At 52.1% G+C, this 21338-nt stretch carries 16 protein-coding genes and 2 tRNA genes; 15 read left to right on the forward strand and 3 right to left on the reverse strand.

The window, feature by feature from the left end:
* Positions 1-4 precede the first annotated feature (4 nt).
* From JNK54_01775 to JNK54_01815, 9 genes are all read left to right on the forward strand, one after another.
* Positions 5-397, forward strand: coding sequence for a DUF59 domain-containing protein (locus tag JNK54_01775; GenBank protein MBL8023000.1), 393 nt, complete (start codon positions 5-7; stop codon positions 395-397).
* 33 nt (positions 398-430) lie between these two features.
* Positions 431-506 (forward strand) — tRNA-Gly (locus JNK54_01780).
* A 121-nt stretch (positions 507-627) separates the two neighbouring features.
* On the forward strand, positions 628-1347 hold the full coding sequence (locus JNK54_01785; protein ID MBL8023001.1) for an OmpA family protein: 720 nt from the start codon (positions 628-630) through the stop codon (positions 1345-1347).
* A gap of 410 nt (positions 1348-1757) precedes the next feature.
* Positions 1758-1831: transfer RNA gene (locus JNK54_01790), tRNA-Arg, on the forward strand.
* 129 nt (positions 1832-1960) lie between these two features.
* A complete protein-coding gene (locus JNK54_01795; GenBank protein ID MBL8023002.1) occupies positions 1961-2425 on the forward strand; it encodes a transcriptional repressor in 465 nt (154 codons plus the stop codon).
* On the forward strand, positions 2422-4389 hold the full coding sequence (gene feoB / locus JNK54_01800; GenBank protein MBL8023003.1) for a ferrous iron transport protein B: 1968 nt from the start codon (positions 2422-2424) through the stop codon (positions 4387-4389). Before JNK54_01795 ends, feoB begins: the two co-directional genes overlap by 4 nt.
* Positions 4390-4413: 24 nt before the next feature.
* Positions 4414-5112, forward strand: coding sequence for a metal-dependent transcriptional regulator (locus JNK54_01805; protein ID MBL8023004.1), 699 nt, complete (start codon positions 4414-4416; stop codon positions 5110-5112).
* A 17-nt stretch (positions 5113-5129) separates the two neighbouring features.
* Positions 5130-5936: a 3'-5' exonuclease gene (locus JNK54_01810; protein ID MBL8023005.1), complete on the forward strand. Its 807-nt coding sequence runs from the start codon at positions 5130-5132 to the stop codon at positions 5934-5936.
* Positions 5870-6862: a TerC family protein gene (locus tag JNK54_01815; protein ID MBL8023006.1), complete on the forward strand. Its 993-nt coding sequence runs from the start codon at positions 5870-5872 to the stop codon at positions 6860-6862. Before JNK54_01810 ends, JNK54_01815 begins: the two co-directional genes overlap by 67 nt.
* A 200-nt stretch (positions 6863-7062) precedes the next feature.
* On the opposite strand, the gene JNK54_01820 is transcribed toward JNK54_01815, so the two are convergent.
* The 3 genes from JNK54_01820 to JNK54_01830 form a co-directional block, all read right to left on the reverse strand.
* Positions 7063-7530: a type II secretion system protein gene (locus JNK54_01820; GenBank protein MBL8023007.1), complete on the reverse strand. Its 468-nt coding sequence runs from the start codon at positions 7528-7530 to the stop codon at positions 7063-7065.
* A gap of 193 nt (positions 7531-7723) precedes the next feature.
* Positions 7724-9802 carry a ThiF family adenylyltransferase gene (locus JNK54_01825; protein ID MBL8023008.1) on the reverse strand — a complete coding sequence of 693 codons (2079 nt, stop codon included), beginning with the start codon at positions 9800-9802 and terminating at the stop codon, positions 7724-7726.
* 28 nt (positions 9803-9830) lie between these two features.
* Positions 9831-12359, reverse strand: coding sequence for an MMPL family transporter (locus JNK54_01830; protein ID MBL8023009.1), 2529 nt, complete (start codon positions 12357-12359; stop codon positions 9831-9833).
* Between the two features lie 295 nt (positions 12360-12654).
* Between JNK54_01830 and JNK54_01835 the strand changes: the two genes are divergently transcribed.
* From JNK54_01835 to JNK54_01860, 6 genes are all read left to right on the forward strand, one after another.
* Entirely contained in the window at positions 12655-14526 is a 1872-nt protein-coding gene (locus JNK54_01835) for an FG-GAP repeat protein (protein ID MBL8023010.1), read from the forward strand.
* A 994-nt stretch (positions 14527-15520) separates the two neighbouring features.
* Positions 15521-16210, forward strand: coding sequence for a VCBS repeat-containing protein (locus JNK54_01840; protein ID MBL8023011.1), 690 nt, complete (start codon positions 15521-15523; stop codon positions 16208-16210).
* Complete coding sequence (locus JNK54_01845; protein ID MBL8023012.1) at positions 16176-17420, forward strand: FG-GAP repeat protein; 1245 nt, start codon at positions 16176-16178, stop codon at positions 17418-17420. Before JNK54_01840 ends, JNK54_01845 begins: the two co-directional genes overlap by 35 nt.
* The gene (locus tag JNK54_01850; GenBank protein MBL8023013.1) at positions 17420-19213 is read left to right on the forward strand and encodes a PorV/PorQ family protein; all 1794 of its coding nucleotides are present in this window, start codon (positions 17420-17422) and stop codon (positions 19211-19213) included. The genes JNK54_01845 and JNK54_01850 overlap by 1 nt, the downstream gene beginning before the upstream one ends.
* Positions 19210-20580, forward strand: a complete 1371-nt coding sequence (locus tag JNK54_01855) for a HAMP domain-containing histidine kinase (GenBank protein MBL8023014.1) — start codon at positions 19210-19212, stop codon at positions 20578-20580. Before JNK54_01850 ends, JNK54_01855 begins: the two co-directional genes overlap by 4 nt.
* Positions 20577-21275 carry a response regulator transcription factor gene (locus JNK54_01860; GenBank protein MBL8023015.1) on the forward strand — a complete coding sequence of 233 codons (699 nt, stop codon included), beginning with the start codon at positions 20577-20579 and terminating at the stop codon, positions 21273-21275. Before JNK54_01855 ends, JNK54_01860 begins: the two co-directional genes overlap by 4 nt.
* The last annotated feature ends 63 nt before the right edge of the window (positions 21276-21338 follow it).

Consider the following 21338-nt stretch of genomic DNA (forward strand, 5'->3'; position numbering starts at 1 on the left):
AATTATGTCTGTCACGGTTGAACAGGTCAATGGAGTCTTGAAAACGATTTTTGATCCGGAAATCCATTTGAGCATTTGGGATTTGGGTCTGATTTATGGTGTGGAGGTGACCCCGGATGGAAATGGAAAAGACAAGGTGGCCGTTCGTATGACACTGACGACGCCGGCGTGTCCCTACGGTCCAGCTTTACTCAGCAAAGTCCACGCCGACCTCGGCGCCATGGCCGGGGTTTCGGATGTGAAAGTGGACCTGGCGTGGATTCCTCCCTGGGACCCGCGTACCATGGCGTCGGATGAAGCCAAGCTTCAGATGGGTCTTTTTGAGCTGAACGATGACGACGAAGACGAGCCCACGTCAGAGAGTGCGGCCGCTTCCCTTTCCAAACCTCAAAAGTAAGGTATAATAGCACCGCAAGAACGAGGAAACTTTGCGGGCGTAGTTCAGTTGGTAGAACGTCTCGTTGCCAACGAGAAGGTCGTCGGTTCGAACCCGATCGCCCGCTCCATCTTCAGGAAAAAGACCCCGATTCGACTCGGGGTCTTTTTTTTGACGCTTTTGTCCCCCATGTTCATTTCTTATGGTACAATTCTGACGGTAGGTTGTATTATTTTTGAAAGGAGTTTCAAATGAAGAAAAACATTTTTGTTTCTTTTCTGAGTGTTTTGGTCTTGTCGCTGTCGGCGTGCGTTTCCTCATCGCGGTTTAAGAAAATGGAAACGGCGAAATTGGAAATTGAAACCCAGGCGGAAGAATTAAGAGCCCAGATTGATGCGTTGTCTTCCCAAAAAGAAATGCTGAGCCAAGACGTCGAACAATTAACAGCGGAGCAACAGGCCCTTCAACAGGAAGCCGAGAATCGGGAGAAGGGATACAACGAACTGGTGAGCCGGCTGTCCTCGGAGGTCAACGAGGGGAAGTTGCAGGTTCGGAAATTCAAAGACATGCTTTCGGTTGATGTGGCGGAAAAGATCTTTTTTGCTTCGGGAAGCGCCAGCTTAAAGAAAGAGGGTGAAGCTGTTCTTCTTAAAGTGGGGGAAGCTCTGGCGAATTTTTCCGACAAAAACATCCGCGTTGTGGGGCACACGGACAACGTCCCCGTTTCAAAGCGATCCCCTTTCTCGAGCAATTGGGAGCTTTCCGTTATGAGAGCAACCACGGTGGTGCGGTTTCTTCAAGAGAAAGCCCACTTGTCCCCGGAAAGCCTCATCGCTTCTGGTCAGGGCGAATATCAACCCATCGCTTCAAACGAGACCGCTGAAGGGCGACAGAAGAATCGGCGGATCGAAATCATGCTGTTGGACAAATCCCTCGTTGAAGCGATTGAAAAATCCAGCGAGACTCAATAGGTTTTCGGGGTTCTCTCGGTGAGGGAACCCGGTCAGATTTGACCGGGTAAAAAATGGTAAAATCCCTCTGCGATCGAGGGTGAAATTTAGATAGGCGACTCTGTTGTTCTTTTTTGATGGTCTGAACCGCCTGATAATTAGAAGGAATGCGGTTTAGACCCGGGGCGCTCACGAACTCGTGACTGAGGCGTGGGAGCCGAAGAAATGGTTGGAGGGCGTAAGCCCGGAAACCACGCCCGTCACCATTCAGGCGAAAGTTCCCAAAGTGCCATTGGGCACTTTGACTTTGCTGATCCCGTGACGCACAAAAGATTTTGAGCGTCACGGGCCGGGGCGCTCACGAACTCGCGCCCGTCACCATTCAGGCGAAAGTTCCCAAAGTGCCATTGGGCACTTTGACTTTCGCCGGTGACCCCATAGCTCAATTGGATAGAGCGTCTGCCTACGGAGCAGAAGGTTGTAGGTTCAAGTCCTACTGGGGTCGATTTTTATAATCAAAACCCCACCTTTCCCCCACGGCGTTGGGGGCGAAGGTGGGGTTTTTTTGCTTTTAGAGGTGTCTTGACAAAGGGGGAGTTCTAGGTTAGAATTGAAATTGAGAATCAATATCAATATGGATCCCTTTCTCCTCCTTCGTCAATCGATTCAGGCCCGCGGGTTGCGGGAGACCTCCCAGCGCGAGGGGGTATTGCGTTTTTTAGCTCAAGCCAAGGGACATTTAACCTTGGAAGATATTTATGAAGCTCTTCGTTCCCGTCTTTCAGGGATTGGGCGGGCCACTGTGTTTCGCACCGTGAAGTTGTTGGAAGAGATTGGACTTGTTTCCCGGGTCACCTTTGCGGACGGTCAGGCGCGGTACGAATACGCTTATGGGCGAGAACACCATGACCACATGATTTGTGTGGATTGCGGCAAAGCGTTGGAGTTTTCCAGCCCTGCCATCGAACGGCTTCAAACAGAGGCCGCTCGTGCGCGAGGGTTTGAGCTGCGGTGGCATCGTCACGAAATGTTTGGGCGGTGTTCCGTGTGTTCCTCCAAACCGGTGCGCCGGTCGGTGGGCGTGGGGGGGAAGGGATGAGCGAGGCGCGTTCCCCCTCCGATCGGAAGACCCTTATCCTGCTGGGAAACCCCAATGTGGGGAAATCCGTCCTTTTTGGACGGATCACGGGTAAATACGCAACGGTTTCCAACTATCCGGGGACCACAGTGGAAGTCTCCTCCGGAGTCAGTTGGCTCGCCGGGGAAGCGTGGCGGGTGGTGGACACCCCTGGGGTGAACTCCCTTTATCCTTCTTCAGAAGACGAAAGGGTCACGCGGGACTTCCTCTTGAAAGATCGTCCGGAAGTTGTGTTGAACGTTTTGGATTCAAAAAACCTAGCACGCGGATTGATGACCACCTTGGAGTTGGTGGAATTTGGCATTCCATTCGTGGTGGCTCTGAACCTGGCCGATGAAGCCTTGGACCGGGGGATCGTGGTGGATGCCGCGGCTCTCTCTCGGTGTCTTGGGGTTCCTGTTGTTCAAACGGTGGCCACCACGGGGGAAGGGATGGCCGATTTAAAACGGGCCGTGGAACGGGCGACGGTGGCCACGGTGTCCGGTTCCGCCACTCCTGAGATACGCCGGTCATTGGAGATCCTGGACCCCCTCTTCGCCAAGGGCTTTCCGGGAACTCGCGCGGTTCAGTTAGCGCTTTTGGCCGGGGATGACACGGTCCTCACGTGGGTGGGGGCGGGGAGCGCGCCGGGGATCGGGGAGGACGTTCTCTACAAGGCTGGACAAACGGAACGGTCCCGGTTCGCCCGTCCTCCGCGACAAATCCTATTTGAGGGTAGGGAGGGGCGGGTCCGAGAAATCTGTGCGGAGGTGGTGACTGTTCGGGGAAAGTTGGCCCCGCGAATTTCTCAACGGTTGGGGGTTTGGGCACTTCGTCCCTGGCCGGGTTTTTTGATCGCGGGGATCGTTCTTTTTGCCGTCTATCAGTTTGTGGGAGTGTTCGGCGCCGGCACGGCGGTCAACTTCTTAGAAGGAACTGTTTTTGGCAAATGGATCACGCCGGGCGCCACGTGGGTGGTGGAAAAAGTTTTGCCGTGGGAATTTTTCCGAGACATCCTGGTGGGGCCGTATGGGGTGATCCGCATGGCGTTCTCCTACGCTTTTGCCTTGATCCTTCCCATTGTGGCCACCTTTTTCATCGCGTTTGGCCTCTTGGAAGATTCTGGATACTTGCCTCGTTTGTCGGTCTTGTTGGACCGGGTTTTCCGTCTTATGGGTCTCAATGGCCGAGCGGTGTTGCCCATGATTTTAGGCTTGGGTTGCGACACCATGGCGACCATGACAACTCGGATACTGGACACGAAAAAAGAACGGATTATCGTGACGCTTTTGTTGGCCTTAACCGTGCCTTGTTCGGCTCAGTTGGCTGTGATCTTGGGGATGGCGGCGGGGCTCTCGCCTAAAGTCCTTGGGGTGTGGTTGTTCGTCCTCGTGGGGACGACGTTAGCGACAGGTTGGGCAGCATCGAAAATTCTTCCTGGGGCGCGTTCCACCTTCCTGATGGAAATTCCACCCATTCGGCGGCCCTTGTTCCGAAACATATGGATGAAAATGCAGGTGCGATTGGCCTGGTATTTAAAAGAAGTCGTGCCTCTCTTCGTTTATGGGACCTTAGCGTTGTTTTTTATGGACCGGTGGGGTTTGTTGAAAATGGCGGAACGGGGTTTTGCCCCGGTGGTCCAATCGTGGCTGGGTCTCCCGGCACAAGCGACGGAAGCTTTTTTGATCGGGTTCTTAAGACGGGATTACGGGGCGGCGGGGCTTTACTCTATTCAAAAGGCGGGGTTCCTTGATTTCCGTCAGGTGACGGTGAGCCTTGTGCTCATTACGTTGTTCATGCCTTGTGTGGCCCAGTGGTTGATGATGTTTAAAGAACGGGGATGGAAAGGAGCGCTCACGATTACGGTGGCGGTGTTGGTGGTCGCTTTAGGGATCGCTGGGGTGTTGAACCGATTGCTTCTTTTATTTCCTTTTTTGGTGAGTTAAAAAAGTGCGAAGGAAGGATTTCTGATGACCGAAAGACAAAAGTTTCCTATCCCCTCCGCTGAACGGGAGGACGTGGAGGAGGCGTTGGGCCTCTTATGGTATCAGCGGGAGTTGGGGGTGACGGATGGGGCGACTTTGCGTGGGGCTCTTCACGCGGCGGGGAGTCCCGAAGGGTTTGATCGTCTGGTTCGGCACGGGTTTGTTCGGGAAGAATCCGATCACGTGCTCTTGACTTCTTCTGGAGATGAATTGGCGCGGGACGTGACACGCCGATTGCGGTTGGCCGAGAGGCTTTTAACGGATGTTCTCAGTCTTGACCGGAGCGCCGTGGACCCCAATGCGTGTGTGTTGGAACACACCATTTCTCCCGAGGTCACCGAATCCATTTGCACCCTCTTGGGGCATCCCGTGGAATGTCCTCACGGTCACACGATCCCTCCAGGGGAGTGTTGTGGGCGCAAGGACGGGCGCCTCTCGCCCATTGTGGTCCCTCTTTCCCGATTGGCGGTAGGAGAATCGGGCCGGGTGGCTTATTTGCAATTGAAAGATCATCCGGAACTTCACCGTCTCCTCGCCTTGGGGGTCATTCCGGGCGCTCCGGTTCACCTGCACCAAACCTTTCCCGCCTTTGTGGTGGAAGTGGGGGAGAGTCAATTGGCGTTGGAGTCCTCTATCGCCGCCCGGATTTTTGTTCGGCGTGCGGAAGAATCGAAAATTTCATAGAATCCATCCCACACGCCATGCCCCTTTCACCGCTCACACGCCCGCTTGTCGTTTTTGATCTGGAAACCACCGGTCTCTTGGTTGAACTGGACCGAATCATTGAGATCGGGCTCGTTAAAATCTTTCCCGATGGACGAACGGAACGGCTGGTCCAGCGGTTCAATCCGTTCATGAAGATCCCTGTGGAATCCATTGCCATTCATAAGATCACCAATGAGATGCTGAAAGACCAACCGCCCTTTCGTGAATGGGCTCCACGTCTCTATGCGATCTTTGACGGCGCCGACATCGGGGGGTTTGCCCTGAGCCGATTGGACATCCCGATGCTGACAAAAGAATTTGATCGGGCGGGGTATGTTTTCTCAATGGAAGGGCGTCGTATGGTCGACGCCAGCACCATCTTTCGTGAAAAAGAGCGACGGAACCTGAGCTCCGCCTATCAGTTTTATTGTGGAAAAGATTTGGTGGACGCTCATTCCGCGGAGGCCGACGCGGAGGCCACTTATGAGGTCCTTCTGGCCCAGTTGGATCGTTATGAGGACTTACCCAAAGACATGGACGGTCTTCACAAATTTTGTACCGCGCCCGGGCCTTCTCAGGTGGACAAAGATGGTCGTCTTTTATGGCGGGATGGTGAGGCTTATTTTAATTTTGGAAAACATCGATATCACAAGCTGGCCGATGTGGTGAAAGAAGACCCCGATTACATTCGATGGGTTGTCGAGAAAGCGGATTTTTCCCCTGATTTTATTGAAATATGTCGCCAGGCCCGTCTCGGAATTTACCCGCGGCGGGAATCGGTAACCCCACTGCCTCACCCGTGACGCCCACGGCGACCCTCTGGGTTATTTTTTTTGTGGCCCTGGTCGCGATGTTGTATGTGGACTTGTTTCAATCCCGTTCGGAAAAAGCCATCACGCTTCGGGAAGCGGCGTTGCGTTCCATGGAATGGATTTTAGCCGCCCTCCTCTACTGTGGGGCCATCTATTGGTTGTTGTCTCCCGCCAAAGCCGCCGAATTTCTGACCGGGTACCTGATCGAAAAATCTTTAAGCGTTGATAATCTGTTCATTTTTATCATGATCTTTTCCTATTTCAATGTGGATCCTTCCCATCAACCCCGTGTTCTGAAATGGGGGATTTTAGGCGCTGTGGTGATGCGGTTTGTTTTAATTTTCCTAGGGACGATCCTGGTCAGTCGATTTCAGTGGGTTTTCCTGTTGTTCGGCGCCATCTTATTGTATTCCGCCTACAAAATGGCGTTCAGCGTGGAAAAAGAATTTAACCCCAATGACAATTTTTTGTTTCGGGGATTGCGAAAAATTCTTCCCATGACGGGAATGCACGGGAACCGTTTTCTGGCGACCATTGATGGGCGGTGGCACGCGACCCCCTTGTTCCTGACCGTGGCGGTGGTTGAGTTCAGTGATCTGGTGTTTGCACTTGACTCTATTCCCGCCATCTTTTCAATTACGACCGATCCCCTCATTGTTTTTACGTCAAATATCTTTGCCATCCTGGGGCTACGGGCCCTGTATTTCTTGGTTAGTGGTCTGGTTCAAATCTTTACGTATCTAAAATTCGGGGTCGCGCTCATATTGGCGTTTGTGGGCGTTAAAATGTTAATCATGCACTGGGTCCATATTTCCACATCTGTTTCACTGGGAGTGGTGATCGGAGTCCTGGCGGTTTCCATCGTTTTTTCGATCTTTCTCCGGCCAAAGGAAAAGGCAACGGAGGAGTCACACTAAGTTTCTCCGCCGCGTTATCTTGTCCCCCGATTGAGACGTGTATTAGGCTGTTTGCTTGCGAAAGCTGATCAACGAAGACAGGGTTCGGGGGGCTATCGGTTTCGTAAAGAAACAGGCACTGATACATTGATAGGTGGTTATTCTTCTATCCCTCCCAAGTGACTCGGCCCTTTGGTCCCTATTGTTGGTCTTGTCCGATTCTACCAGGTACTCCAGACCCGGCCTGAAGCGTCGGGGTGGGTGCAGTTGACAACTAAATAAGCGAAAGTGTGGGGTATTAACGCCCCTCCGTCGCAGATGTAAGAAAAACCATAGTTGTTAAAGACAGCATTGGGGTCTGAGACAGTATAGTACAAACAATCACTGTTGTTGATGTTTGGATGCCAATAGGGGATATTTCCCGTTGGAATTTTCTCGATATATTTGGGGACGAGGGGGGAAGACCCCCCCATCATTGGCCATTGGCATAATTGCAGATTATCAGCATAATAGATTGACAGCGCTGATCGGAGACTCCCGAGAATCGCCTTTAAGGCAGCCTCTTTGGCTTTGCGGATCATATTTCCGAACTTAGGGATGGCGATGGAGGCCAGAAGCCCGATAATGGCCGCCACGAGGATCAGTTCTATGAGGGTAAAACCTCCGCCCTTACGTAAGTCTATTTTCATGGAAGCGTTCTCCTATCTCAATGATAGGTTATATCCCGTATTTCATCGTGTCAATGGGCAGAATCATCTCATCATCAATGCTCGTCTGCGTTTCCCCAATGCGCGTTATCAAAAAGCGAACGGTCGTCAAAAAATGTTTGATTCACACTAAGTTTCTCGGCCAGGTTATTTTTTCCCCCGCTTGAGACGTGTGTTAGGCGGTTTTCTTTCTAAAGCTGAGCAACGAAGATAGGGCTCGGCGTGGGGCTCGGCTGGAGACAGGGGAGCGGGGACGGCCCATTCGGAACAGGCAAGCGATGGTTTGGGACTGGAGAGCACCCATGATCTCGTGTATCTCTTTATCTTCCCGTTCGAATCGTTCTCGTTCCTGGATGGTCAATCCCTCTCCCTCGTATTCTTTGCATCGGTGAGCCATCAGCGAATGGCCCATGACGGGTTGAAGGGTCCATCCTTCCGCCGTGAGATTGAGCCACACTCTTTGCCAAAGGCCTCCCACGCGGACATAGGTCATGGGTTCGGTGTTGGGAATGGTGAACGCGCCAAAGGCGGCGGATTGCCTGTAGATGTGTCGGGCCCGTATAGCGGCCAGTCGAGTTACCCCCATGGTTTTCATTGACCGAGCGATACTCCACTGGGCGAGAAGACGAAGACTTAAGCCGTCCACAGGGGTAAGCCCCAGGGTGGATATGGGCATTCCATCTGAGAATGTTTGGGCTTCTTTTTTTGACCATCTCATCCAGTGGAATAAATAGCTGTGCAGGGCTTTGTGTCCAAGTAAGAAGGATTCGAACCGGCTGTTGATCCGAGCCAGGGTTTTGATCTGTTCCGTATCGTCCATAAGGTGAAACTGGATTCCCCAAGGATTGTTTGACTGATTCTTGATTTTTTCAATGAACCGATCGGACATCCGGTCCTTGCCAAACGGCCGACGGTCAACACACCGTGAACGAATAGCCGCGGCCAATGAAGAATGTCGAACCAGACCTGGTTCAAAAGTCATCTGGGCGACTGAAGGTTTTCGCGCTTCTGTGGTCCAACGTGGAACCCATCCCCACTGTTCGGCAGCGATCTCGATATTCGTGAGACACATGCCCAGGGCCATTTGGCTTGCGACGTTTCCCACATTAATAAAGGCTTGGCTCCGGTTTACTTCCTCGTTAACAAACAAGGTTTTTCCATCCCATTCAAATGAAAAGGGTTGAACGTTGTCCCCGGAGGGCGCCCAACGGGCACTGTCCACCATAGCGGTGACCTGGGCAACGTTGGGTTGGCCTGGTTGGTGGGGAGGGGGCGCTGAGGTTCCCTCATCGATTTTCACCTGTTCTATCGGTGAGGAAGGGGGCTCTGAAACTGTTTTTTTACTTAGCATCCAGCGGAAAATAGTGGCTTTGAGTCTTTGCCCCCAACCGCGGTTGCCCCAACGCAATTTTCCCTCAACCAATTTCCCTTTATAAGCGTCGAATTGGTGGTAATGGGGCGCGGAAGAAATAGGACCCCGTTTGAGGATCAGTTTTAGCACCTCCGCCGCGGCAACGCCGGCACACAATTGGACCGCCAGGGCCATGGAGGGACCACGATGTTCTTCTAGGTTCACATAGGTCCTGTCCAAGTAAGACATTTGTGTGGCTTGGGGGGTTAAGCCCAAAGCGAAGAGAAGGAATTTGTCGGTTTTTCCCCGGGCCAAGTCAAAGGCGAAATAGTCTCGCCAGGACATGCTGCCCGGCCGAAAGACGAGCCACGCGACGCTCATTCCAATGGGACCCGCGGTAACAAGGGGAATCCCCCGCCGTTCGGCTTCGTCAAAAAGGAGTTCCCGAGCTTCAACGGCAAAAAAATCCAAGCCGTCCACGATGACATCGACCCCGTCAAGGAAAGCCGCCACATTTCCCCGTTGAACACCCTTCTCAAACCGTTGGAGTTTGACTGTGGGGTTGATGTCCAGGAGTTGTTCCGCCATGACATCCACTTTGGATCGCCCCAGGCTTGAAACAGTGGCCCCGGCCTGGCGGTTGAAGTTTTGGACTTCGAACGAATCGAAATCAGCGATATGGAACCCGCCAACGCCTAGGCGAGCGAGGGTCGTCAGATGGACCCCTCCGACCCCCCCCAACCCCGCGATGGCGACGACGCTCCGTTTTAATTGAAGTTGTTCGTCTGGCTGGACCAAACCCAAATTCCGGGAAAATGCCTTGGGATAGTCAAAGGGTTCCTTGGATTCATCGGTTTTTCCTTGTTCCTGGTAAGAAGTGGAAACGCGGTCAATGGTTTGCATGGGTGATCTCCTTTTAATATCCACGACGTCAGTTTACCGGGTCCAGGTGTTTGGGCTGTGTTTCTTGTGTGATTTCTCGGTGATTTTTTAGCGAAATGTCTTTAGGAATATCCTCTGAGTATGATTTTGATACAGTTTCGCGGAAGACCGTTGGTTCTTTGCCTCGGGTTTGGCGGGAAGAGTTATCCCCTGTTTGATCGCCATTCTTTCTAAAGCCAAGGGCAAAGATTGATTTCAAGAGAAAATGATCCCCCACAAGTCCGACCAATAAAATAACGACGTTCAGTAAACCGAAGAAAAAAATGGGACTGAAATGGGAAAACATCAATACGCCGAAGGCAATAGAGATGATCGAAAAGGAAGAGAGAGAAGCCTCTCCCTTTTGGTTGGTCACCTCTTCCAGAGCCCTGGCAGAGGGCAGGCCTTCCTCCTGCGCTCCCCGGTAGGCACAAAAAAAGTGAATGGTGTCGTCCACCAGGATCCCAAAGGCTGATGCCGCGATGAGAGCTGTTCCAGAGTCAAGGGGAATCCCTGCCCAACCCATAATGCCGAAGTTAATGATGATGGGGAAAAGATTGGGAACCAGAAACAGAAGGGCCAGCCGCCAGGATTGCAATACCAAAGCCATGAGAAGAAATATGCCCATCACGGTTTGTGTGATGTTGACGACTTGGTCGCTCACCAGGACGGCATTCGTGGCGGTGTCGAGTTTGGTCCTCCCCGTTATTTGAGATGTAATTCCAGGGAGGCTGTTGTTTTTTAATATAGTTTCAATATCTTTGATCAACAAAGCGGCTTGGGAAGATCCAGGGACGTTTGCTCGAACGATTAGTCGCGTATGGTCAAACCCCGGAGTGACGTAATCCCCAAGATCGTTGCGGCCGTAAAGGAGGAGGTATTGTTCCAATAAAAATCGTGAGGAAGGGAGAACGTAGGTAGAAGGATCTTCCTCATGGAACGCTTTGTTCATTTCTTTAAAGAGATCCGTCACTCCCGTACAGACGTCCACCGCTGGGAGGGCTTTGATTTGTTTTTGAATGCGCTCAATCTGAATCAAAATGTCCGGGTTTTTGAACGTTCCTGTTTGGTCCGCTTGAAAAGATACGTCCAAGGCATCCGTGCCTGAAAGATGGTTTCGGATGTACAAGATGTCTTGGTGAACCACGGAAGATTTTTTAAACCATTCGATGAGATTGGTTTCGACTTTCAAATGGCGAGAATTCATGGCCCCCCAGCCGACAGCCAAGAGGCATAGCGATATCACCCACAGGGGTCGACGTGTGGCCACATGATGAAACCAATGAATCAAACGGGGGATTTCTCTTTTGGTTTGGGTGACGGGGTCCCGATAAATCGTGTCGGGTCGGAAGTAGGTCAATAAGGGGGCCACGATACCAAAGGCCACGAGAAATTCGAATATCATCCCGGCGGAAGCCAACCAACCGAAACTTCGAATCGCGGGAACACGATTGAACGTAAAAGAAAAGAACCCGATCGCTGTGGTGAGGCTGGTTAAAAAGCAGGGGAACAATAGTTTATTGAGGATTTGCATCATGGCGTTGCGGGGGGAAGAGTTGTGGGACAAAAGACGGCGGTCGAGACTTGAATATATGTGGATGATGTCGGAAAGGGCAAGGCAAACCACCAAGGGGATGACGGCTACGGACGCATTATTAAGAGGGATGTTGGTTAAACCAGCCAGGCCCAGGGTCGCCCCTAAGGTTGTCAGTATTCCCATTCCCGCTAAGACCAATAAACGAATGTTTCGAAATAAAAAATAAATCGCACCGATTGCGAGAATAACGCTCACAGGGAAAAAAATCTTCACATCGAAATTCATGTAATGGGCAAGGTAGTAGTCTGTGGTCGGTCGACCGGCGTAATAAAACTGATAACCGAGCTCTTGGTAGGGTTTTAAGATTTGTTGGACATTTTGAATCAGGGGCTTCTGGGACGTTTGTTCTGAAATTGAATTTGTTTTATGAACGTAAACAATTATGGCTGTCGTTCGTCCGTCATCCGATAGGAGGTTCTTCTGGTAAAGTGGATTTGTCAGGGCGCGGTTTCGGAGCTGGCTAAGACGAGTCTGGTCGACGGGGACTTCAATTAAGAAGGCATCAGATTCAAAACTGTCTTCAGTGCCTTTCATGTCTGTTACGTTGGCCAAGCTGACAACATCCTCCACTCCGTCCAGTGTGCGGATTTCTTCGGTAAGGGTTTTAAGTTCATTTAACCGGTTTGATGTGAAAAGGTCGTCTCGTGTATAGGCGATGACAAAAAAATCGTTTTTCGGGAAGCTTTCTTTAAACCGTTCGTGGAATTCAACCGCAACATCTTTGTCTAAAACAAATTGGTCGGCGCTTGTGCTGAATGTCAATTGGGGAAGAAAAGAGGTGAAAAACGCAACGAGAAGGATCGCCGCGACCAAAATCCATCCTGTTTTTCTCATGAGGAGGTGGGCCATGAAAAGGGATGCACGCCGTTGGAAGGAAAAATGTCGATCCGCCGCGAATCCTGTACTTTTCTCTGGAGTTTCCTGATTGTTGACCGTCACCATAGAAACCTCCTCTTCGATATTTTCTTTTCTGGTTTTAGTATAGAGAACTCAGTTTTCCCCAGTGTTACCGTTGTGTTTCCTGTGGGTTACATTTGAAAAATGGGGGGTCTTGTGGGAATTGATATTTGAGGTATACTCAGAGGGCGGATATCTTTTCAATCAGAACGGATGTTTCATCTGTAAATTGATGCCCTCGGCGGGAATTTATTTCCAAGTGTCTCGTCGTGGGTAGAAAGGGGAGGACCCTTACGAAACGTTTATGGAACTCGAGCGCGAACGAAGGCGGTGGGGTTTAATGAGGCCGGGTTCTTTACTTCTTGTTGTTCTGGCTACGATATTTAGTCCTTGCCTAGCTCTTACAGAATCCTTTGGGTTTCAAGACGCGGATGTCGTTATCGCCGCGCCGGAGCGGGTGGTTACCTCGATGGATATGGTGGCGGACGGAGATTTTGATGGGGATGGGTTTAGCGACGTGGCTGTGTTTCAGCAATTTCTATTTACTCTGAGCGTTGATCTTATCTTTGGCGGGGATCTTCCCACCACCAATTCTTTGAGTGCCTTGCGCCGGATGGTCCTCATTCCTCCGGATGCCCTGCCAGGACACAGTGTCCTGGGGACAGTGTTTTTTGCTGACCTCAATGGGGATCACAGGGACGATCTGGTTCTTCCCTTGTACTACAGCCGCAGCAAAACCCCAAAAATCTTTGTTGTTTTTGGGACCACGAATCCGGCTTCCCTAATTAATCTGAATTTAACTTCAGCCGATCTCGAGATTAATATGACTTCGTTTTCAGCTCCGCTCTCCCTTGGGCGAGGGGATTTTAACGGAGACCATATTCAAGATCTTCTTGTGGGAGATGGCCCTCACAATGTGGTTTATCTCCTCTATGGGAAGGAAATATTTCCCGACCAAACTTTCACTCTGGACGATGGCGTATCCGCTCTCCGATTTCAAAAGGCAAGTGGAAATTTTGGTCAACACGTGGTGGGGGGGGATGTCGATGGGGATAGCGTGTCCGATCTCATTATCTCAGCTCCTGAGGAATCAGGGGGAGCGACCAACGCTGGAGCGGTCTATGTTCTTTATGGGAAAAGCGACCTCCCCCTATTGACAGATATGGATGTTCGCCCGGCCAACGTTAAAATCACGGGACCGTCACTCGGTAAACTTATGTGTCGATCTTCAGGCGATACCAATGGCGATGGCTTTGATGAACTGGTCGTTCAGGAAGTGACTTTAGAAGGCAAAAAGATATCGATCCTTGATGGGTATTCTTTGGCCAATGGGCCTCCGACCCTTGCGATGAACGGGGGATTCCCTGGGACTCCTCCCGTTGTGTTTTCTCTTCCCGCCCCCTGGTGGGTGGATGGAATCGTATCCCCCATCGGGGACTTTGATGGAGACGGGAAAGGCGATGTCTTTCCCATGGATTCATCCCACGTGAGAGGTTTACTCTCTACAGGGTTTGTTGGGCCCAGCACTTCTTGGACGGAATCTTTTCGTTTCTTCCTTCCGAATCGGGTGTCGGTAGGGGATTTTAATGGGGACAATAAAAAAGACCTGGTGGTAGGGGCCCTTAATGGAAACACCTGGGCATTAGCTGTTTTGAAGGGGTACCGTCCATTGGAAAATCCGTCTATTTTGGTCAGCCCCCGCACGCCCGATCAAGTGGTTGTTCAGTTGACTCTTACTGTGGATGGGGAGCCAGCGGAAATGAAGTTAACGGGGGATTTATTAGTTCCCATCCCTGGCATTTGGATTCCCTACCAGTCAAAAATGGATGTGACGTTAACGCCATCTGTTGGGAACAAATCCATTACGGCTGTGTTTCGAACACGGGAAGGACGGGAGAGCGAATCCCTATCGATTTCAATTCCATTAATCCTAGGTGAAAAGCGGGTTTCTTTTACCACTAATTTATTAAAAGCAGGAGGGCGGGCTCAGTGGGAGGTTCATTTGGATTCGGCCGGGCATTTAAAAGCGTCGGTCTATTCCCGCGAAGGGAGGTTGCTCTGCGTCATTATAGATGAGGCTAAACCACAAGGGGTTTATGCCTTTGAATGGGACGGAACCAATAGCGAGGGCCAACGGGTGGCTCCGGGAATCTACACAATTGTCTTTGACGTGGGTGGGCGCATCGACCGTGCCCGTGTTTTGGTGAAGTAATGCGGGTACGACCAGGTGCTGTTTTATTGGGAATCCTGACGGGCCTTTCTCTGTCACTTCGGGCAGAATGGTTTTCTGATCGACCCCATGGTTGACGGGGACTCGCGGTGTTGTCGGTGGATCCGTCCGTCCGGTCCCAGGGCTTGGGGGGGGCGTTGTTTTGGAATCCGGCGGGTTGCAACGAGTGAGTCGACAAGAACTGAGTTTTTCTCACGCGGCTCTCTCCTCGGGCTGACCTACCCCACTAGCCCAAAATCCCCAGTTGAATCGCGGGATTCGACAAAAAAATCGGTCCTTTTTCCTTCACAAAAAAGTTTGTCCGTAGTCCCCGCTACGACCTGCACTTTTTTGTTCGTAAAAAAGGCCGCTTTTTTCGTCTCGGTCCTCGCGCTCAACTGGGGATTCTGGGCTAGTTTAATGGCCCCGGGTTGAAGGAGAGTGGTCCCCATGTGCTGCGCGTGGGATCTTTTTAGTGAGAGAAACCGATTGCATTTTCAGCTTTTTTGACATATATAGGATGAGTGTTGATCTGAAGTTGCTGGTTTATCTGGAGGACATCGGGTGAGCGATTGGGCATGAACGCTTGGGCCACTCCGCGAGCGAGAAACCCGGCGCTCGGCCCCAACAAGAACAGGGCTCAGTCTTTCATTGTCAATATCTCTGGGTGTTTGCTGACGTGTCGTGACTACGCAGGTCTCCGATCGGTTCCCCATCGGGAACCCCCACCCTCTCCCGCCCCTCTCCCGCGAGCGGGAGAGGGAGAAACGTCTGGACCTGAGCCATTCCGACGTATTTTCGAATCACCCCGTCGCTAGGGTCCAAAGATGCGATCTGATTGGAAAAGCGCTCGCATCACACATCAAGACCCTTCGCTCGTTTCTAGGAGCCTAGGGGGCAGTAGGGAGGGACATGGTCTAGTGATGAATTTTTCGAAATGGGGCCGATGGTTTGAGGGACTTTTTTTTCACCAAAAATCCTGCGCAAAGAGAAAATCATGATGACCAGAATGCACCTTTTTCTTTGGGTTGGTCTCTCTCTAACGTGGATGGGGAATTCCCCTGTTTGGGGTAAATCCTTTGGGATCGCCGATCTGGATGTTCTCGTTACAGCCCCCATGGGATATTCCAACCGTTCTAAACTATCCGCCGAAGGGGATTTTAATGGCGACGGGTATGATGACGTGGCCGTTCTCATGGATTCTAACGAGGTGGGTGGTCCACAGGGACCACAAAATATTCAATTGATTTTGGGGAGGGCAGACTTTCCAGAAAAATCCAATATTGAAAGTTTGGTCAATATGAAAATATACTTACCGAGTACAGTGGTTTCGAATGGACACCTGTTTTTCGCGGATATTAATGGAGATGGAAAGGATGATCTTTTCTACTATGGTTTTAGAAATTTTGGCTCTAAAATATATGGGGTATTTGGAACGACCATACCCCCGGTTTCCTTGTCTTGGGGTCCGGATCAGGCGGATCTTGAACTGACAGTCAATTACAACGTTCAGGACAGGTCGATCATGGTGAAACCAGGAGATTTTAATGGGGACGGGAGAGACGATTTATTGGTGGGAATGACCAATGACTCGGGGGGGGGATGTCTATCTTGTTCTTGGTCAATCGGTATTCACGAGTTCCTCATTCGCGGTGAACAGCGCAAATTCGGCACTTTGGGTTCATAGTAACGGCGATGGATATTTTGGCAAAACCATAGCCATTGGGGATGTTGATGGAGACGGGAAATCGGACATGGTTCTTTCGTCCCCTCTCCGAACACGTCTGGGAGGGGTTCAGAGTGGGGAGATTTATATTATCCGTGGGTCCACACATTATATCACCCCGTGGAATCTCGATTCCACTCCAGCGGATATAACCATCATGGGAGGGAATGAGGGGGGGTATTTTCATTGCCCCGCGGTGGGGGATTTTAATGGAGACGGAAAAAGTGATTTGGTCGTTATTGATTATGAGGAACAAAAGGGATTCCTTTTGGATGGTTCTGTTTTGTCCAATGGCTTGAGTAGCATCGATATGCAAACAGGGATACCCGGTTATTCGCCGCCCATGTTCGGGGGGCTTCCTCCCTTGTCGCTCTCGGGTATGTCGATTGTTACAGGCGATTTTGATGGGAATGGAAAGGCGGATCTATTCCCAACGATTAATGAGGAGGTAAGGGGGGTCCTTTTATCCAATGTTTTTGGATCCCCGATCGTCCCTCCCGCGTCTTTTGGATTTTCGGTTCCTTTTGATGCGAGTCTTGGGGATGTGAATGGTGATGGTAAACAAGATTTAGTGGTATTACCGCTAGGGGGTCCCAACGGAAGTGTCGGCATCATTTTCGGGTATCATCCCTTGGATAACCCGACGATACAAGTGAGGGGGAACCCGTTCTTACCAAAAGCCGTCCTTGACCTCCGTGTGGAAGGGGATCCTACCGAAATGAAGTTAAGCGGGGATATTTTGGTACCCCCTCCTGACATTTGGATTCCCTATCGGTTAAAAATTGATGCCACGTTAACGCCATCGGTTGGAGACAAAACAATTACGGTTGTGTTTCGAACAAAGGAGGGACGAGAGAGTGATACCCTTTCATTATCAATTCCATTGGCATTAGGGGAGGTGGGGGTATCCTCGATCACCAATCTATTAAAAGAAGGGGGGCGGGCCCAATGGGGGGCTCATCTGGGTTTGGTGGGGCATTTAAAAGCGTCGGTCTACTCCCGTGAGGGGCGATTGCTCCGCGTTCTTATCGATGAGGAGAAAGAGCCAGGGGTATATGTCCTTGAATGGGACGGAACCAATAGCGAGGGCCAACGGGTGGCTCCGGGAATCTACACGATTGTTTTTGACGTAGGTGGGCGCATCGACCGTGCCCGTGTTTTGGTGAAGTAATGGGTGCCCGCCCGTTTGTCCTTTTATTGGGAATCTTCACGGGCCTTGCCATTTCCATTCAGGCGGAATGGTTTTCTGATCAACATCATGGGCGACGGGGACCCCTGGTGTTGACGATGGACCCTTCGGTCCGATCCCAGGGATTGGGGGGGGCGTTTGTGGCTCCCGCCGATGATGGGGGGGCGTTGTTTTGGAACCCGGCGGGATTGCAGAAAGTGAGCCGACAAGAGCTGAGTTTTTCTCACGCGGCTCTCTTTGGCGAGCAAACTCAGGATTCCGCGGTCTACGTTCGCCCCGCGTGGCGGTGGGGCAAACGGGAGACGTGGGCGGTGGGCCTGACCTATTTGGCGGACGCTCCTCTCAACTTGGTGGAAGAGGGAGAAAATCTGGGAACGGCGCGCCCCAGCGAAAGCGTGATGAGTTTGGGATACTCCCGGCCGCTTGGGTTGGGGTCCTTTGGAGTGAGTGGAAAATACATTAGGCAAGTTGGGTTCGAGGAGCAGGGGTCCGCCTATGCGATGGACGCGGGGATACAAGGGGCCTTAGGTCGACGGGGAGACTGGGGCCTGTCTCTGGCCAATGTGGGGACAGAGATGTCCTTGGGGTCTTCAAGGTCAAAACTTCCCTTGGTGGTGCGATCCGGAGTTTCTGGAAGGTTTCCATTTTTCAAAGGGGGCCTTTTGCTTGGGACGGGGCAGATCGATATCCCCGCTGACGACAATCTCCAAGTGAGGGCCGGCCTGGAATATGGTCGGAAGTTGCTTGACGACGGGGCGGTGTTTTTACGAACGGGGTATGCTTCCTCCATTTCCTCTCGTTATACGGTTGGGGCGGGGGTTGAGTTAAAAGGGTTGGCGGTGAATTACGCTTTTTCACCAGACGACAATTTGGGAGCGTCCAACCGGATCGATTTCCGTTGGAAGTTTGGGGCTCCCCTGGCCCACGAAACCCGCCGGACCAGCCTTTACGTCCAAGCTCGAGCGGCGTTGGATAAAGGACAACTGGTTCAAGCGGAAGAGGCTTTGGAAGCGGCGCGCTCCTTATCGCCTCGCGATCGAGAAGGGAAACGACTGCAACAGGAAACATCGCTCCGAATGGCGGAAACACTGGACCCGGCCACTCTTCTGGACCAAGCGCGCCGTTCCTTTGCCAAAGGAGACCTGGGCGGTGCGGAACTGGCCTATCGGAAAGTCTTGCTGGTTCGCCCGGGGAACAGCGAGGCCCAGAAGGGGGTAGACCGTCTCTCGGCCCTTTTGGTCGCCCGGCGTAACGAGGAAGCTCGGGTGGCCTTGGCGCGTGCGAAGGAGCGCAAAAAACAAGAGATGGGGAGCCGTGCCCGTGACGCCATGAAGCGGGGCGGCTGGCGACTGGCTTTGGGGCAATGGCAAGAGATCCTGGTTCAGGACCCCAAAAACACCATCGCTTCACAGGAGATCCTTCGTTGTCGGGAAGCTCTTTACCAGGAGGCGGTGCGCGCGGAACATGAGGGGGAATGGGAAAAAGCCCTCTCTTTGTTCCGCGCCTCCCAAGACGGGGTGGACAGCTATCGGGACAGTGCCGACCTTGTGAAGAAGCTATTGGAAAAAGAAGCCCGCTCTCGGGCGTTGGAAGCCCAATCGCGCCGGGAAGAAGGGTTGACGAAATATGAGGAGGGGCGGGCGGTTTATCGCTCAGGGAACTTAACGCAAGCGAAGATCCTTTTTGAAGAGGCGGTTCGATTGGACCCGGATAACCAAACGTATCGGCGGGCTTTGGAGCGAGTTCGCCAGGAAACCGGTCCCCGGGCGCCATGAAGATTCGGGCCAAAATCGGGGTTTTGGCGGTGGGGCTTTCCGTGGCCGTGGCGGGAGTCGCCGCGGCGGGCTTTTATCTGACGGAGCGGCGGACGTTGCTTCGCAAAATGGCTGAGGCTCATACGGCCATGGCCGACCATTTGGCCCAAACGTGTCGGGACGCCCTGGTGGTGAAAGACGAGTTGGCGGCATTAAATGCCGCTGCGGCCGTGCGGGGAAATGTGGGTGTTGTTGACGCCTATTGCCTTGATGGCAAAGGACGCCTGGTGGCCCATGCCGATACCGCCCTTTTGGGGAAAATACCACGCTCATTGGTCGGGCGGGATCTGGTTCCGATTTCGGTTCCCGTCACGAAAGGGCCGGCTCGGAAGGCAGTGGTCATTTTTTCTAAAACCGCGATGGATCGAGAAGTGGATCAGGCCCTCCGGGATGTATTAATCCGTTTATTGCCTCCTCTCGGGGCGGCCTTAGGTTTAGGGTTGCTGGGGGCCTGGCTCCTGGCCTTGCATTTAACCCGGCCTATTCAAAGAATCGCCCGGGGTACCCACCGATTAGCGGCTGGAGAATTGGACCACAGGCTCACTGAAACCCGCGCGGACGAACTGGGGGATCTGGCACAGGATTTTAATCACATGGCCATCAAGTTAGGGGAATTGGACCAAATGAAGCGGGAGTTTGTCGCTAGGGTGACCCATGAACTTCGGTCTCCCTTGTCCGCCATTGAATCTTACGCCAATTTTATGATGGAAGAAATCCCGCCGAATCAGGCGTCGAAGGCGATTAACAATCTCGCGATCATCCGAAACAACGCCACGCGGCTGGGACGGTTTGTGAATGATATTTTGGACCTTTCAAAAATCGAGTCGCGGGCCATGGACATTCGCCAGGAACGGTTTAATGTGATGGGGCTGTTTAACGAATTAACGGACTTGTTTGGTCCCGTGGCGCGAGAACGCCATGTTCAACTCCAGATCAATGTGCCTCCTGGCTTGACGGTCATCGCCGACCGGGATAAGATTCATCAGGCCATGACCAATCTCATTGGAAACGCGCTTAAATTTACGCCTTCAGGAGGGGAAGTCATTTTGTCGGCGGGAGCCTCCAATCCTTTTCAAATAAACGGGGAGGCGTCTCATATTCGGATGACGGTATCGGACACGGGTCCGGGAATTCCGCCAAAAGACCAAAAAAGGATTTTCGATAAATTCGAACAGGCGCGTGGCATTCCGTCCGCTCACGGTGGGGTGAAGGGAACGGGGTTGGGGCTGAGCATCGTCAAGGGACTCGTGGAAGTTCAAGGCGGAGTGGTCACCCTGGAGAGTGACGTTGGGCGGGGCAGTCGGTTTTCCTTGCATCTTCCAGAATGAGCCAACCCAGAGTATTAATCATCGATGATGAGGCTGATTTTCGTCGCCTGATTGAACAAATATTGGAAAAGGACGGTTTTTTAGTGTTGAGTGCTGGGGACGCTCAGAGCGGTATGAAATCGGCTGTGCAATCCCACCCGGATTTGATCTTATTGGATTGGAACCTGCCGGACAAAGATGGTGTTCAGTTGTGTCGCGCCTTAAAGGCCGATGCCGCGACCCAGGACATTCCCATCATTATGCTCACCGTCCGAGGACGCGAAACCGATGTGGTGGTGGGTTTGGAAGTGGGGGCGGCCGATTTTATATCCAAGCGAGCCCTCCGTCCCCGAGAGTTGGTGGCCCGTGTGAGGGCGGTTTTACGCCGGGACACGGAACCCCAATCCGCCGGCGAAACCCTTCGGTCAGGAACCCTTTCGTTGGACACCGCCCAGCACAGGGTCTTTGTGGGGAAAGAGCCCGTAGAACTTCGAGCGAAGGAGTTCGCCCTCCTGCACGTTTTCTTGAAAAATAAAGATCGTCTCCTTTCGCGCAATTTCTTGGAAGAATCGGTGTGGGGAAACGAATATTTTGCCACCAGCCGGGCCATCGATACGACCGTGGCCCGTCTCCGGGCCAAAATCAAGGCCGAAGGGATTAAACTCCAAGGGATCAAAGGGCTCGGCTATCGGTTTGAGGATCAAAAGTCAATTTAATAATTAAGATTCATGTGCTAGCATGTAATCCGCTGTTCCCAATAAGGTCTGAACAAAGAGGTA

The sequence above is a fragment of the Elusimicrobiota bacterium genome, from assembly GCA_016788905.1.
In the GTDB taxonomy this organism is placed as follows: Bacteria; Elusimicrobiota; Elusimicrobia; order FEN-1173; family FEN-1173; genus JADKHR01.